The sequence below is a fragment of the Ferrimonas sp. YFM genome (assembly GCF_030296015.1).
Lineage (GTDB): Bacteria > Pseudomonadota > Gammaproteobacteria > Enterobacterales > Shewanellaceae > Ferrimonas.
Window position 1 is genome coordinate 1,468,779 of the sequence record NZ_AP027368.1, and the last position, 13,712, is coordinate 1,482,490.

13 protein-coding genes are annotated in these 13,712 nt (G+C 61.8%); 5 read left to right on the plus strand and 8 right to left on the minus strand.

Annotated features, from left to right (window positions below; all coding sequences use genetic code 11):
* Positions 1–5: 5 nt before the first annotated feature.
* A complete protein-coding gene (locus QUE41_RS06895) occupies positions 6–3,041 on the plus strand; it encodes an efflux RND transporter permease subunit (RefSeq protein WP_286342140.1) in 3,036 nt (1,011 codons plus the stop codon).
* Positions 3,042–3,116: 75 nt separating this feature from the next.
* Here the strand turns inward: QUE41_RS06895 and QUE41_RS06900 are convergent, their stop codons facing one another.
* The 8 genes from QUE41_RS06900 to QUE41_RS06935 form a co-directional block, all read right to left on the minus strand.
* Entirely contained in the window at positions 3,117–3,614 is a 498-nt protein-coding gene (locus QUE41_RS06900) for a hypothetical protein (protein ID WP_286342141.1), read from the minus strand.
* A complete protein-coding gene (locus QUE41_RS06905; protein WP_286342142.1) occupies positions 3,611–4,591 on the minus strand; it encodes a hypothetical protein in 981 nt (326 codons plus the stop codon). The genes QUE41_RS06900 and QUE41_RS06905 overlap by 4 nt, the downstream gene beginning before the upstream one ends.
* Before the next feature lie 132 nt (positions 4,592–4,723).
* Positions 4,724–5,494, minus strand: coding sequence for a heme ABC transporter ATP-binding protein (locus tag QUE41_RS06910; RefSeq protein WP_286342143.1), 771 nt, complete (start codon positions 5,492–5,494; stop codon positions 4,724–4,726).
* Between the two features lie 2 nt (positions 5,495–5,496).
* Positions 5,497–6,513 carry a FecCD family ABC transporter permease gene (locus QUE41_RS06915; protein WP_286342144.1) on the minus strand — a complete coding sequence of 339 codons (1,017 nt, stop codon included), beginning with the start codon at positions 6,511–6,513 and terminating at the stop codon, positions 5,497–5,499.
* On the minus strand, positions 6,513–7,361 hold the full coding sequence (locus QUE41_RS06920; protein ID WP_286342145.1) for a heme/hemin ABC transporter substrate-binding protein: 849 nt from the start codon (positions 7,359–7,361) through the stop codon (positions 6,513–6,515). The genes QUE41_RS06915 and QUE41_RS06920 overlap by 1 nt, the downstream gene beginning before the upstream one ends.
* Complete coding sequence (locus QUE41_RS06925; protein ID WP_286342146.1) at positions 7,358–7,780, minus strand: ExbD/TolR family protein; 423 nt, start codon at positions 7,778–7,780, stop codon at positions 7,358–7,360. Before QUE41_RS06925 ends, QUE41_RS06920 begins: the two co-directional genes overlap by 4 nt.
* The gene (locus QUE41_RS06930) at positions 7,777–8,418 is read right to left on the minus strand and encodes a MotA/TolQ/ExbB proton channel family protein (protein ID WP_286342147.1); all 642 of its coding nucleotides are present in this window, start codon (positions 8,416–8,418) and stop codon (positions 7,777–7,779) included. The genes QUE41_RS06925 and QUE41_RS06930 overlap by 4 nt, the downstream gene beginning before the upstream one ends.
* 27 nt (positions 8,419–8,445) lie before the next feature.
* Entirely contained in the window at positions 8,446–9,150 is a 705-nt protein-coding gene (locus tag QUE41_RS06935) for an energy transducer TonB (protein ID WP_286342148.1), read from the minus strand.
* A gap of 213 nt (positions 9,151–9,363) precedes the next feature.
* On the opposite strand from QUE41_RS06935, the gene hutW reads away from it, so the two are divergent.
* The 4 genes from hutW to QUE41_RS06955 all read left to right on the plus strand — a co-directional run bounded on the left by hutW (position 9,364) and on the right by QUE41_RS06955 (position 13,630).
* On the plus strand, positions 9,364–10,710 hold the full coding sequence (hutW, locus tag QUE41_RS06940; RefSeq protein ID WP_286342149.1) for a heme anaerobic degradation radical SAM methyltransferase ChuW/HutW: 1,347 nt from the start codon (positions 9,364–9,366) through the stop codon (positions 10,708–10,710).
* Positions 10,707–11,210: a heme utilization cystosolic carrier protein HutX gene (gene hutX / locus QUE41_RS06945; protein WP_286342150.1), complete on the plus strand. Its 504-nt coding sequence runs from the start codon at positions 10,707–10,709 to the stop codon at positions 11,208–11,210. Before hutW ends, hutX begins: the two co-directional genes overlap by 4 nt.
* A gap of 38 nt (positions 11,211–11,248) precedes the next feature.
* A complete protein-coding gene (hutZ, locus tag QUE41_RS06950; protein ID WP_286342151.1) occupies positions 11,249–11,785 on the plus strand; it encodes a heme utilization protein HutZ in 537 nt (178 codons plus the stop codon).
* Positions 11,786–11,881: 96 nt separating this feature from the next.
* Complete coding sequence (locus tag QUE41_RS06955; protein ID WP_286342152.1) at positions 11,882–13,630, plus strand: ABC transporter transmembrane domain-containing protein; 1,749 nt, start codon at positions 11,882–11,884, stop codon at positions 13,628–13,630.
* The last annotated feature ends 82 nt before the right edge of the window (positions 13,631–13,712 follow it).

Genomic DNA, 13,712 nt, shown 5'->3' on the forward strand with positions numbered 1-13,712 from the left:
AGATAATGAATATTGCACAATACACAATCAAACACCGCGTCATCAGCTGGATGTTCCTGATTTTGCTAGCGCTGGGAGGCAGCTCCTCCTTCATGAACCTGGGACGCCTGGAGGACCCCGCCTTTACCATTAAAGAGGCGATGGTGGTCTCCATGTACCCAGGTGCCACCGCAGAGGAGGTGGAGGAGGAGCTGACCTATCCCATTGAGAAGGCGATCCGGCTGCTGCCCTACGTCAAGAAGATCACCTCCACCTCAGCCCCCGGGCTGTCTCAGATCACCGTGGAGATGGAGTCCACCTATGGCCCCGATGAGCTGCCCCAGATCTGGGATGAGCTGCGCCGCAAGGTGAATGACCTCGGGCCTCAGCTGCCCTCAGGCGCCTATGCGCCCCAGGTGGTGGATGATTTTGGCGATGTGTTTGGTGTGCTCTATCTGGTCACCGGCAACAGCTATCAGTACGACGACCTCAAGCAGTATGTGGACATGCTGCGCCGGGAGTTGGAGCTGATCGATGGCGTGGGCAAGGTCGATATCGCGGGTGAGCAGCAGGAGCAGGCGTTCATCGAGCTGTCCCTGACCCGTCTGGCGGCCCTGAACCTGGATATGGCCCAGGTGATCAATCTGCTGACCCAGCAGAATGCCGTACTGGACGCCGGCAAGATGACCATCAATGGCGAGTCTCTGTATCTGCGTCCCACCGCCCTGGGGTCCAGCATGGATCCCATCATTCACGGCCGGGATACAGGCCAACTGGTGCGCCTGAGTGATGTGGCTACCCTGCACCGGGGCTTCCAGGAGGTGCCGAATCACCTGCTGCGCTTTAACGGTCAGCAGGCCCTGAGCCTAGGCATCGCCTTCTCCGATGGCGTCAACGTGGTGGAGGTGGGCCAGGCCATCGACCAGCGCATGGCGGAGCTGATGCAGGACAGACCCGTGGGCATTGAACTGCATCCCCTGTATCACCAACCCCAGGAGGTGGAGAGTTCGGTTAACGGTTTCCTGATCAGCCTGGCGGAAGCGGTGGCCATCGTTATTGTCATTCTGCTGTTCACCATGGGGCTGCGCAGCGGCCTGATCATCGGCATCGTGCTGCTGCTGACCATGCTGGGCACCTTCATCATGATGGAGTACGACGGCATCGAGCTGCAGCGTATCTCCCTGGGGGCGCTGATCATCGCCTTGGGGATGCTGGTGGACAACGCCATCGTGGTGGTGGAAGGGATCCTGGTGGGGCTGCAACGGGGCCGCAGCAAGCTTGACGCCTGTAAAGACATCGTCAAGCAGTCCCAGTGGCCTCTGCTCGGTGCTACGGTGATCGCCATTGTGGCCTTCGCCCCCATCGGCCTCTCCGCCGATGCCACCGGCGAGTTTATGAACTCCCTGTTTTATGTCCTGCTGTTCTCGCTTTTCCTGAGCTGGGTAACCGCCTTGACTTTGACACCTTTCCTGGCGGACCTGATGTTATCCGCGCCCAAGGGTGAGCAGAGCAGTGAGGACCCCTATCAAGGCGGCATCTTCAAGGTGTTCGGCGCCTTACTGAACTGGTGCCTCAACTATCGCAAGACCACAGTGGTGGCCATGGTGCTGATGCTGGCGGGGGCCATTGTCGGCTTCGGCAGCGTCAAGCAGGCGTTCTTCCCGCCCTCCAATACGCCGATGTTCTACCTGGACCTGTGGTTACCCGAGGGCACCGACATCCGTCGCACCGAGCAGGTGGTCAAGGAGATTGAGGCCTATGTGCTGGAGCAAAAGGAGACCGAGTTTGTCGCCGCCACCGTTGGCCAGGGGATGCCCCGCTTTACCCTGACCTACGCGCCGGAAAACAGCTACGCCTCTTATGCTCAGCTGGCCATTCGCAGCCCGGACCAGGAGAAGATGTTTGAACTGGCCAACCGCCTGGATGAGGTGATGCCCGAGCGTTTCCCTCAGGCTCAGTTCCAGCTGAAGCTGATGGAGATCGGTCCGTCGCCCAAGTCCAAGATTGAGGCGCGCATCTCAGGTGCCGACCCCCGTGTGCTGCGTCAGCTGGCGGCCGAGGTGGAGAACATCCTGGCCCAGGACCCGGGATCCCGGGGCATTCGCCATGATTGGCGGGAGCAGACCAAGGAGCTGGTGCCTGTGATGGATGAATCCCAGGCCCGTCGTCTCGGCATCGGCACCGATGCGGTGGCCCAGACCCTGAAGATGGCCTTCGGCGGCACCGAGGTGGGGATGTACCGGGACGGCACCCGTATGCTGCCCATCGTTACCCGCCTGGAGCAGCAGTACCGGGATGACTACGCCACCCTGGATAACCTCAAGTTGTGGAGCCCGACGCTGCAGAACTATGTGCCCATCCAACAAGTGGTGCGGGACACCGAACTGGTGTGGACCGAGTCGCTGATCCAGCGTAAGAATCGCAAGCGCACCATCACTGTGCTGGCGGATCACAATGTGCTGGGTGAGGAGACCGCCGATGCCCTGTTCCGCCGCATCAAGCCTCAGGTGGAAGCCCTGGCGCTGCCTCCCGGCTACAGCCTGGAGTGGGGGGGAGAGTATGAGTCTGCCGGTGACGCCCAGTCCATGCTGTTTGGCTCTCTGCCCATGGGCTACCTGTTTATGTTCATCATCACCGTGTTCCTGTTCGACTCCTTCAGGAAACCGGCGGTGATCTGGCTGACCGTGCCGCTGTCACTGATTGGGGTGACCGTGGGGCTGCTGGTGACCAACCAGCCCTTCACCTTCACCGCCCTGCTGGGCCTGCTGAGTCTGAGCGGCATGGTACTGAAGAACGGCATCGTGTTGATGGACCAGATCAATCTGGAGATGGCCAGCGGCAAAGAGCCCTACCAGGCCATTGTCGACAGTGCCATCAGCCGGGTAAGACCGGTGACCAATGCGGCCATGACCACCATCCTGGGGATGATCCCCCTGGTGTTTGATGTGTTCTTCGCCTCTCTGGCGGTGACCATCATGTTTGGCCTGGGCTTTGCCACCATCTTGACCCTGGTGGTGGTGCCGGTGCTGTACGCCATCTTCTTCAAGGTTAAGACACCCTGATTCAACCCCTGGGTGAGTCGATTCCCTTGCCTTCCAAAGGCGCTTGGCCGGTCAGCCCCCTGACCGGCCTTTTTTTTAGAATCGCTCCTGCTGAAGCGCTCGGGCACGCGCCACAACCTGCTCCACCAGGGCTTGGGCCCGCCTTCTGCCAATAAGGTCTTTTCGAATCACCACTGAGCGGGGCTGATTGTTGGGCATCTTTTCCCGGTTGCTGTAGAGGCGGTATTCGCCAGCCAAGAACTGGCGCCAGCCTGGCTGGGGGCAGCGGGTCAGATCCAGCTCACGGAGCAAAAAGCGGTGTCTCGGTTTGTTGGCCGGGCTGGAATCCCTATCGCCGCTGGGGCCCTCGATGGCGTCGGCAGTCAGGCTGACGGCGTATTTGTGGGGATGACGAGTGAGTTTGATGGTCCAGGTAGCCGTAGGTAGGAGTAGCGTCACAATAAACACCACCACCAGGTTGGGATCCCCGAGCAGCCAGAGAATAAGAAAGATCATGGGTAGCTCATAGGCTTGCTGCCTAAATCTCTCCCTGAGGTAGCTTGCTGGGGTTGGGGTGATCAGTTGTGGGGTCATCCTTGTTGCTCCCGGAGTCTCAATGCTCTCTGATGATCGGTGATTCGGGCGTGCAACTGGTGAAACACCTCCTTGGCCCCTTGTCGGCCAAAGACTTTGGCGTCGATGCAGATGCTGTTGCCCTGATTGTCGTGGAGATGGTAGTCGCCATGCAGGCGTTCCAGCTGACCACGGCTCTGGCTTTTCTGCAGGTTGATCTCGCTCAGCGCCAGGTTCTTGGAGCCCCAGCGACCGAAGGGGTTTGTCTTGTCGTTTTCACCGGCGGGCCCCTTAACCCGATCCCGATACAGATAGATTGCGCCCCTGTGGCGATCCCAGTTGGGGAACATCAAGGTGAACAGGCCTGCGCCAATGGTGGCGTAACAGCCGGAGCGCAGCGGGTCTGCGTAAGCCGGGTCCAAAGCGATCAACCACTCAACCGTCGCCAGCCCCAGCAGGCCGCCGGCGATACCGATTAAGCTGTTGCGCACCGAAGGCTTGGGGGCAAGAAACTCAGTCACCGGCTGGCCCAGTGTCCTGGAGTGAGCCGACTCGGCGGCGGCCAGGATCTCTCTGTGGATGGCGCCGGACTGATGGAAACCAAAGAAGATCATGGGAATGACGATGCTGCGGCCATTGTGGTCACAGATGCGATAGCGAAAGTTGAGCCATCTGCTCCATCTCTGGTTGCGGGAAGCGTCCAGATCTATCTCACACAGGGGGAGACGGAGACGAAAGCGCTCCTCTTCGGTGACCCCGGGTTCGCCGGAGAGGCCAGTGACTCCCTCTTTATCCAGCAGGATGCGCAGGTGATGGTGGTTGCGCATACGCCAGATGGGGAAGGTCAGGCCAAGCAGCAGGCTCGTGCCGATATTGGCTTCTGTTTTACCCGACCAGGTCAGGCCCAGCCAAACCAGCCCAATCACCGCCAGGGTGATGAGCAGGGTCTGAGCCATGCCGCTATGGGTGGGTCGATATTCTGTGGCGGTTCCAGTCAAGAAAACTCCATGTAAACAACTGAAATAAAAAAGTAACTTTATTTACATGCGCCAGAGAGTCTAGTGTTTTCTGGAAAAAGTGTGCGCCATATGGAAAAGCGCCACCGATGTGGTGGCGCTTTGGGGCTGAAGTCAGAGTACCACTGGGGTCCCCAGTTTGGGGTCGGTGACTATGGTGGGGCGGTAGTGCCACACCCGGGCGACGTTGTCACCGGTGAGCACCTCCTGGGGCGGCCCCTGGTAGCGCACCTCCCCCTGGTCCAGCACCACCAGGTGATCGGCGTAGCGGGCCGCCTGGTTAAGATCATGGAGGACGGCGATGACGCCCACCCCCTGTTCGTGGGCCAGGGCCCGGGCCAGCTCCAGTACCCTGTGCTGCTGGGCCAGATCCAGGGCAGAGGTGGGCTCGTCCAGCAGCAGCAGGGGCGCCTGCTCCGCCTGGGACAACTGGGTCAGGACCCGGGCCAGCTGGACCCGCTGTTTCTCCCCTCCGGAAAGGGTAGGGTAGCGCCGCTCAGCAAGGTGAACCACGTCCACCTGCTCCAGGGCGTGATCCACCAGGTGCTTGGCCAGGGTGCGATCCGCCGCCAGGGGAAACAGCCCCATCTCCACCACTTCCCGGACTGTGAAGGGGAAGGTGAGACTGTTGTGTTGGGGCAGTACGCCCAGATGACGGGCCAGTTCGATGCGCGGCCACTCCTCCATGGGGCGGCCATGGAAACTGACCACGCCGGTGTCCGGTGTCATGTCGCCGCAGATCCCCTTCAATAGGGTACTCTTGCCGGCGCCGTTGGGGCCCAGTAGGGCGGTGACCTTGCCCGGTTGAATTGCCAGCTCTATCTGTTTCAGCAGCGGTTGGTCGCCGATGCCCAGGCTCAGTGAGTGGATGGTTAGAAAGCTCATGGTTACCCCAGTCGGTGTCGTTGGCTCAGCAGCAGGGCCAGGAAGAAGGGGGCGCCCAACAGGGCGGTGACCAGACCCACGGGCATCTCTGCCGGAGCCATCCAGGTTCTCGCCCCCAGGTCCGCCACCAGCAAAATGGCGGCGCCCAGTCCCGCAGACAGGGGCAGCAGGGTGCGGTGATCCGGGCCCACCAGCATACGAATCAGGTGGGGCACCACCAGGCCGATGAAACCGATCATCCCTGCGGCGGCTACGGTGACCCCTACCCCCAGGGCGGTGAGCAGGACCAGCCGAATCTTAAGCTTCTCCACCTCAATGCCCAGGTGGCGGGCTTCCGCCTCACCCAGCAGTAGGGCGTTCAGCGACCCCGCCTGGCGCTGAAACTGCCAGGCCAGCAGCACAAAGACCGCGGCGCAGATGGCGATGCTGTGCCACTGGGCCGACGCCAAGGAGCCCATCTGCCACAGGGTCAGATCCCGCAGGGCGGTTTCGTTGGCGATGAAGGTCAGAAAGCCGATGCCAGAGCCGGTGAGGGCGCCGATGGCCACACCGGAAAGCAGCAGTAGCACCACCGAGGTGCCGGTGCGGCTGTGAGCCAGACGATAGACGGCAAAGGTGGTGGCCAGGCCGCCGAGGAAGGCGGCCACGGGGGTGGTGTAGGCGCCGGCTTCGGGATAGATGACGATGGCGATGGCGGCGCCCAAGGCGGCCCCCGAGGCCACGCCAATGATGCCGGGGTCCGCCAGGGGGTTACGGAACAGCCCCTGCATCACCGCACCGCACTGGGCCAGCAGGGCGCCGATCACCAGGGCCAATAAGGTCCTTGGCAAGCGCACATTGGAGATAACCAGCTGTTCATGGGGTTGCAGGCTGGTGACCTGGGTTTGAGTCAGTGTGGCCCACAGGGCCCGCAGGCTGTCCGAGGCGTCTATGGCCAGGGGGCCCGTAGTCACCGACAACACACTGGCGATCAACAGGGAGGCGGCCAGGGGCAGCCACAGCAGGCGGGCCTCGGCCATCACTGGATCTCCGCCAGTTTCTGGGCCAGATCCTCGGCGGCATCCAGGGCGCTGGGACCCAGGCCGCCCAGCAGTGCCTTGGCGGGCAGGTCATAGATCTGACCGTTCTTGCCCGCCGGGGTGTGGGCCAGCAGGGGCAGGGATTCGAGCAATTCGCCAGCGGCGTTGTCCGCATCCATGGCGGGTTTGGTCACCAGGATCAGGTCCGGCTGCAGCGACAGCAGGGTTTCCTCGGAGGCGCTCTTGTAGCCGTCGAAGCCGGCGATGTTCTCGCCGCCGGCCAGGGTGATCAGCAGGTCCGCCGGGGTATGACCACCGCCCATACGGGGCCCTCGATCGCCGCGCAGCAGGACAAAGACCACCTTGGGTGCCCGGCTCAGGTTGGCTTTGGCCTGGTTGATCCTGTCCACCTGGGATTGAATGGTGGCTTTCAGAGAGGGCGCTGCGTCCTCCTCGGAAAGCAGGGCTGCCAGGGTATCGATGTTGGCCATCAGTTGCTGCGGGGTTTCGGCCGCGGGCAGGGTGGCCACCTGAACCTTGGCCTGGCGGACGATATCCAGGGCGGACTTGGGGCCCATCTCGTCGCTGCCGACCACCAGATCCGGATTCAGGGAGAGCAGACCTTCCGCGGACAGAGTGCGGTGGTAGCCAAGCTGAGGCAGTGCCATCCCTTCAGGAATCTGGCTGGTGACATCCACCGCCACCAGCTTGTCGGCGCCCTCCAGGGCCATCACCAGTTCGGTCACGGCGGCGCCGGCGCTGATCACCCGTTCGGCGGCCATGGCCGGCAGGGAGAGGGTGGCGCCCAGAAGCAGGGGCAGCAGGGCTTTGTTGAACTTGGGGGTCATGGGGTCTCCTCCATTAGAATCTGAGTCTTGTCTATCTGCCGGGCCTGAAGCAGGGCCAGCAGTTGCATTAGGGGTTGTACCGGGGCGGCCCTATCGGCGGCCACCACCACCTGGTAGTCCGGGTTGGTTTTATGTGCTTGTAAAAAGGCGTGCTTAAACTCCGGCCAGGAGTCATAGGTGGTCTGATTCAGGGCGAAGTGGGGCGCCTTGGCCAGCACATTGACCGCCAGGGTCTTCTCCTCGTCGGGAGAGCTGAGGGCGGTCTCCTGCTGCTGGGGCACATCCACTGGCAGGGCCAGCAGTCTGGTGTTGGCGGTGAGCAGCAGGAACACCAGCACAATAAAGATGATGTCGATGAGCGGGGTCAGGTCCACCGAGGGCGCGCTGCTGTCGACGGCACTGCTGTGTAGCCGAATCACGGCTTCATCTCCTGGACTGAGGCGGCGTGGATGCCAGCCAGCCACAGGTTGATTCGATTGAGTACGTGCTCCGTCTTTCCCAGCTGCCGATCGGCCCACAGGGTAAGCAGGTGGGCGCCGCCGACGGCGGGCAGGGCGATGATGAGGCCTGCGGCGGTGGTGTACATCGCCAGCCCCAGGCCATCGGCCAGTTGAGCTGGTGTTACTGGCCCGGCGGAAGCGCCAATCTCCTGAAACATGCCGATAAGGCCGAGGATGGTGCCCAGCAGACCCATCATGGGGCTGATGATGCCGATAACCATCAATATCTTGAGCCCGGCATGGAGCTGCCGTTTCTGCTTGAGCAGCCAGAGGCCGGCGATCTCTTCTCTCAGGCTCTTCTCCTGACCGGCGTGACCGAGAAGCATCAGGGTGCCCCGGGCCAGCAGGCTGCGCCTGCCGGCCAGTTGATCAGCCAGCGCTTGGCTGTCCAGAGGCTGGGACCAGTTCATCTCTCGCACCCAGCTGTTGCGCCAGGGGGCGTTGATCAGCAGGTTGGCGAGGCGTTCCAGCAAGATGATCAGGGTCAGGGTCAGGCAGGCCATCAGGGGCCAGGCCATAACGCCCAACTGATTCAGCGTGTGATCAAGCAGCGCCATAAGGCGAATATCTCCTGTTAGGTCGAGTTAATTCAGGGCGAAGCGGACCGGAATGCGTACGCGGGACGATTGTCCCTGATTGCCCTGGGTCAAGGGGGCAAACTGCCAGTTCTTTACCGCCGCCAGTGCTGCCCGGTCCAGGCTGGAGTGGCCGCTGCTCTCCAGTAGCTCCAGCTTTATCTGGTCGCCCAACTCGTTGAGCCACACCTCAACCAGAGCCACGCCCTGTTGGCCGCGTTTTTGGGCGATCCTGGGGTAGCGCGGTGGACTTGGTGGGGTGCGAAACGCCGGCTGAGTCACCAGTTCCGGCAGCGGCTTGGCTCCCTGGCGAGCGGCCACAGGTTGCTCGGCCACAGTGGGGGGCTTTTTCACCGGTTGAGGTTTCGCTTCGGCCCTGGTTTCAGGCTCAGGTTTGGGGTCGGCCTGGGTGTCGGTTTTCGGTTTTGGCTCGGGCTTGGGCGCCAATTCAGGCTTAGGCTTCTGTTTGGCTTGAGGCTTGGTTTTTGGCTTCGGCTTGGGCTCAGGTTTTGGTTTAGATTCGGGTTGCTCCTCTCTTTGGGGCTCCGGTTGTGCCGGTGCCGCATTGACCGCGGTGGCCAGGGAGAGGCTGACCGCGGTGGTGACCTGACCGGACTGCACTGAGGGCTGGGGCTCCTGGGCCATGGCGGCCAGTAGGGATCCCTGGAGCAGCAGTGCGGCGGCGGTGGCCACCAGATAGCGGTTCGGCGTCACGGAGTAAGTCCTGGCATCTGTGGTTGATGCCAAGATGATAGATCGCCCCAAACTGAAAGTGCAAATAAAAATGATTCGCATTTGATCTTGGTTTGGGTTTGGGATACAGTGCCTGGGCAATGAGCCGTCCGGCTTTACAAATGTTAATTAACACAATCAGTTAGTTAACTTTTTGGCCGTGCGAGCGTCTGGATATCGACACCGGGAGTGCAGATGAGCCATACCCCCACCATGGACGACCAGATGACCGGCAAGGATACGCCGGATCCCCTGAAGTTTGCCTTTGAGCAGAAGCGCGGTGCCCATGCTGGCGGCCGTGGGCGTCCACCTGTGGCCGCGGACCAGGTGCAAGTCACTCTGGACAGGCTGTTGGCCCAGGAAGCCACCCCGGGCAAACGGCGCTTGCTTTACCTCCACGTGCCCTTCTGCCGGGTACGGTGCACCTTCTGCAGCTTCTTCCAGTACGCCGCCAGTCGCAAACTGGTGGATGAGTATTTCGGTCACCTGCTGGCCGAGATCCGGCGCAAGGGGGAGACCCCATATGCCCAGAGTGCGCCTTTCCACGCGGTCTACATCGGCGGCGGAACCCCGACGGACCTTTCTGGCGACCAGATTCGCCAGCTGGGCCAGGCGCTGCGGGAGAGTTTCCCTCTGACCCCGGACTGTGAACTGACCCTGGAGGGGCGCATCAATGGATTCGATGATGCCAAGTTTCAAGGGGCCCTGGAGGGGGGATTCAACCGATTCTCTTTCGGGGTACAGAGCTTCAACTCTCAGGTCCGCCGGTCCGCCAAACGCCTCGACGACCGCGACCAGGTGATGGGACGGCTCAAGGAGCTGGTGGCGGCGGACCAGGCCCCCATAGTGATCGACCTGCTGTTTGGTCTGCCCTATCAGACCCAGGCCATCTGGCAGCAGGATCTGCAGGATATGCTGGAGTGTGGGGTCAGCGGCGTTGACCTCTATCAGCTTATCGATCTCAGCGGTACCTCCATGCTGGAGAAGTGCGAAAAGGGCACCGCACCGCCGCCGGCGGACACCCCCACCAAGGCGACGATGTACCGGATGGGAGACAGTTTTATGGAGCGCCACCATCTGCGTCGGCTCAGTTGCTGTCACTGGGCCTCGGACAACCGGGAGCGCAGCCTCTACAACTCCATGGTCAAATCCGGTGCGGAGATTCTGCCCCTGGGCGCCGGAGCAGGGGGCAACCTCGGCGGCTATGCCCTGATGCAACCCAGAGATCTGGAACTCTATCAAGGGGCCGTCGAAGTCAACGAGTGGCCTGTGATGATGCTGATGCCCAAGGGGGAGGAGGGCGTCAAGGCGGCCCTGGTGGGGGCCTGTGATAAGGGCTTCATCCACCGAAGCCTGCTGGGCGATCCGCTGTATCACCATGCCATGCCCCTGTTTGAAGCCTGGCAGAAGCGTGGCCTGGCCGAGATCAGCACGGATGCCGTGGCCTTTACCCTGGCGGGACGATTCTGGCAGGTGAACCTGTGCAACGGCCTGCTCAGTTATATCAATTCCAACCCTATGACAATGGAGAAGATTGCATGAAGGATATCGCCCAGGCGGTCGCCCGCAAGATTGAGGAAAACCCCAGCCAGATGCCCGGCCAGATCGCCGCGGAGCTGCAAGTGAGTGAGTTTGAGGTGGTGGCCGCGCTGCCAGTGCCCATGAGCACTCAATTGCCAGTGGAGCGGCTCGCCACCCTGATGGACTCCTTGCCGAGTTGGGGGCCGATGACCACCATCGTCAGTGTGGCCGGGTCCATCTTTGAATTTAAGGGGGCCTTTCCCAAGGGCAAGCCGGGCCATGGCTACTACAACCTGATCACCAAGGGGGAGGGGCTGCATGGCCACCTGAAACTGGACGCGGTGCAGCACATCGCCCTGGTCAGCAAGCCCTTCATGGGCAGTGAGAGTCACAGCATCCAGTTTTTCGATGCTCGGGGCGCCATCATCTTCAAGATCTACCTGGGCCGGGACAGCAAGCGGGTGTTGCTGGCGGACCAGGTCGAGCGGTTCAATGAGCTGAAGCGTACCCTGGCCAACTGAGCCTGTGACAGAGAGCGAAACAAGGGAAGAACACACAAATGGACAATCAGAAAGACCAGAGACTGAGAGAGCGGCTGCTGCCGGAGATTGAGGAGTTCAAGGCCAATGCCCAGACCCTGATGCTGGCGACTATGAACAGGGACGGGCTGCCCAATGTCAGCTACGCCCCCTTCGCCCAAGGGGAACAGGGTTTCTATATCCTGATCAGCGATATGGCCCGCCACGGTATGAACCTCAAGGTGAACAAGGCCCTGTCGGTGATGCTGGTCCAGGATGAGTGCGATGCCAAGACGGTGTTTGCCCGCAAGCGGCTCACCTTCGATGTCCAGGCGCAGCATGTATCCCGGGAGAGTGAGGGTTTTGCTGCGGGCATAGCCGCACTGGAGGCCCGTTTCGGTGAGATGGCCGAGAACCTCTCCAAGCTGGCAGATTTCAACCTCTACTGTTTGCGGCCAAGCAAAGGGTTGTTTGTCAAAGGCTTTGGCCAGGCATTCGCCATTGGGGGGGATGACCTCAATCAGGTGAGTTGGATGACCGGCGACGGCAAGGGACACGGCCACGCCAGAACAGCCTAACAACCTGATTTAACGAGATCCCCTTTCGGGAGCGTTTTTGTTTATGATGGGTGACACTCTGTGTGTCACCCGATTTTTTTGGAGAATCTCCCGCCGATGAAGCGTGCCCCCCTAACCTCAGTCGTACCCTGGATCCTGTCGCTGCTCAAACCCTACCGGGGGCGGGTGATTGCCGCCTGTGTGGCGCTGGCTGTGGGGTCTCTCAGCTGGCTGGCCTTGGGCCAGGGGGTGAAGGTGCTGGTGGATGAGGGGTTTTTGTCGGACAACAGCCAGCGTCTGAATCAGATTATGCTGGTGGTGCTGGGGATCAATCTGTTGGGGGCCCTGGCGGCCTTCTGTCGTTTCTACCTGATGTCCTGGCTGGGAGAGCGGGTCAGTGCCGACATCCGCCGAACCGTCTACAACCATCTGCTGACCCTCTCCCCAGGCTTCTACGAGACCACCCGCACCGGCGAGGTGATCTCCCGCTTCACCAGTGACACCACGGTGATTCAGACCGTGGTGGGGATGAGTCTCTCCATGGCGCTGCGCTCCAGTGTCACCCTGGTGGGCGGCCTGCTGATGATGCTGGTGACCAGTCCCATGATGACCCTGTATACCGCCGTAGCTGTGCCTCTGGTGCTGGTGCCGATCCGGGTACTGGGGGCCAAGGTAAGAATCTACGCCAAGGCGAGTCAGGACAGGGTGGCGGACATCGGCGCCTACGTGGATGAGACCCTGCATGAGATCCACACGGTGCAATCCTACACTCATGAGGCGGTGGACAGGGGCAACTTCAATGAGCGGGTGGAAGCGGTGATCGAGGCTGCCGCCAATCGCATTCGTCACCGCGGCCTGCTGATCGCCCTGGTGATGGGGCTCAGTGTCGGCGCCATTACCCTGGTGGCCTGGTTGGGTGCCCTGGAGGTGCTCGGCGGTGGCATGAGTGCCGGTGAGCTGACCGCCTTCCTCTTCTACGCGGTGATGGTGGCCGGTGCCGTGGCCACAGTGTCCGAGGTGATTGGCGAGGTGCAGCGCGCCGCGGGGGCGACCGAACGGTTGCTGGAGCTGCTCAGTACCCAGCCGCAGATTCGGGCCCCGGAGTCTCCTGCGCCGCTGCCTTCGCCGGTGCGCGGGGAACTGACCCTGGACAGCCTCTCCTTCGCCTACCCCAGCGCCCCGGACAAAATGGTGCTCGAGGAGCTGAACCTGACCCTCAACCCCGGTGAACGGGTGGCTCTGGTGGGGCCCAGCGGTGCCGGCAAGACCACCCTGTTTCAGCTGCTGCAACAGTTCTACCTGCCGAACCAGGGTAGGGTATTGCTTGATGGGGTGGATCTGACCTCACTGGACCCTTTGGAGATTCGTCGTCAGTTTGCCCTGGTGCCCCAGGAGTCGGTGATCTTTGCCAGCAGCGCCCTGGAGAACGTGCGCTACGGACGACCCGATGCCACTCTGGAGGAGGTGCAGCAGGCCTGCAAGGCGGCCCGGGCTCATGAGTTTATTCAGGCACTTCCCCAGGGGTATGACACCAACCTGGGGGAGCGCGGCGTGCGTCTCTCCGGAGGCCAGAAGCAGCGCATCGCCATCGCTCGTGCCCTGCTGGCGGATCGGCCGGTACTGCTGCTGGACGAGGCCACCAGCGCCCTGGACGCCGCCAGTGAACAGCAGGTGAAGCTGGCCCTGGATGAGCTGATGCGGGGCAAGACCACGGTGATCATCGCCCATCGCCTGGCCACCGTGGTCAATGCGGACCGCATTGTGGTGATGGAGCAGGGCAGGATCATCGCCGTGGGGACCCACAGTGAGTTGGTGGCCAGAAACGCCCTGTATAAGGAGTTGGCGGACCTGCAGCTGGTCAGCTGAGGCGCCCATCCGAGGGAATTGCCCCAGATTTTGCCGGCAGCTTGATCCACCGCACCGTCAGCCACCGCCCCGGCGCGGCATA

What these genes read in the sequence shown, in the direction of transcription:
- QUE41_RS06895 (WP_286342140.1), top strand. Translation starts at nt 6, where the DNA reads ATGAATATTGCACAATACACAATCAAACACCGCGTCATCAGCTGGATG.
- QUE41_RS06900 (WP_286342141.1), bottom strand. Translation starts at nt 3,614, where the DNA reads ATGACCCCACAACTGATCACCCCAACCCCAGCAAGCTACCTCAGGGAG.
- QUE41_RS06910 (WP_286342143.1), bottom strand. Translation starts at nt 5,494, where the DNA reads ATGAGCTTTCTAACCATCCACTCACTGAGCCTGGGCATCGGCGACCAA.
- QUE41_RS06915 (WP_286342144.1), bottom strand. Translation starts at nt 6,513, where the DNA reads ATGGCCGAGGCCCGCCTGCTGTGGCTGCCCCTGGCCGCCTCCCTGTTG.
- QUE41_RS06920 (WP_286342145.1), bottom strand. Translation starts at nt 7,361, where the DNA reads ATGACCCCCAAGTTCAACAAAGCCCTGCTGCCCCTGCTTCTGGGCGCC.
- QUE41_RS06930 (WP_286342147.1), bottom strand. Translation starts at nt 8,418, where the DNA reads ATGGCGCTGCTTGATCACACGCTGAATCAGTTGGGCGTTATGGCCTGG.
- hutW (WP_286342149.1), top strand. Translation starts at nt 9,364, where the DNA reads ATGAGCCATACCCCCACCATGGACGACCAGATGACCGGCAAGGATACG.
- hutX (WP_286342150.1), top strand. Translation starts at nt 10,707, where the DNA reads ATGAAGGATATCGCCCAGGCGGTCGCCCGCAAGATTGAGGAAAACCCC.
- hutZ (WP_286342151.1), top strand. Translation starts at nt 11,249, where the DNA reads ATGGACAATCAGAAAGACCAGAGACTGAGAGAGCGGCTGCTGCCGGAG.
- QUE41_RS06955 (WP_286342152.1), top strand. Translation starts at nt 11,882, where the DNA reads ATGAAGCGTGCCCCCCTAACCTCAGTCGTACCCTGGATCCTGTCGCTG.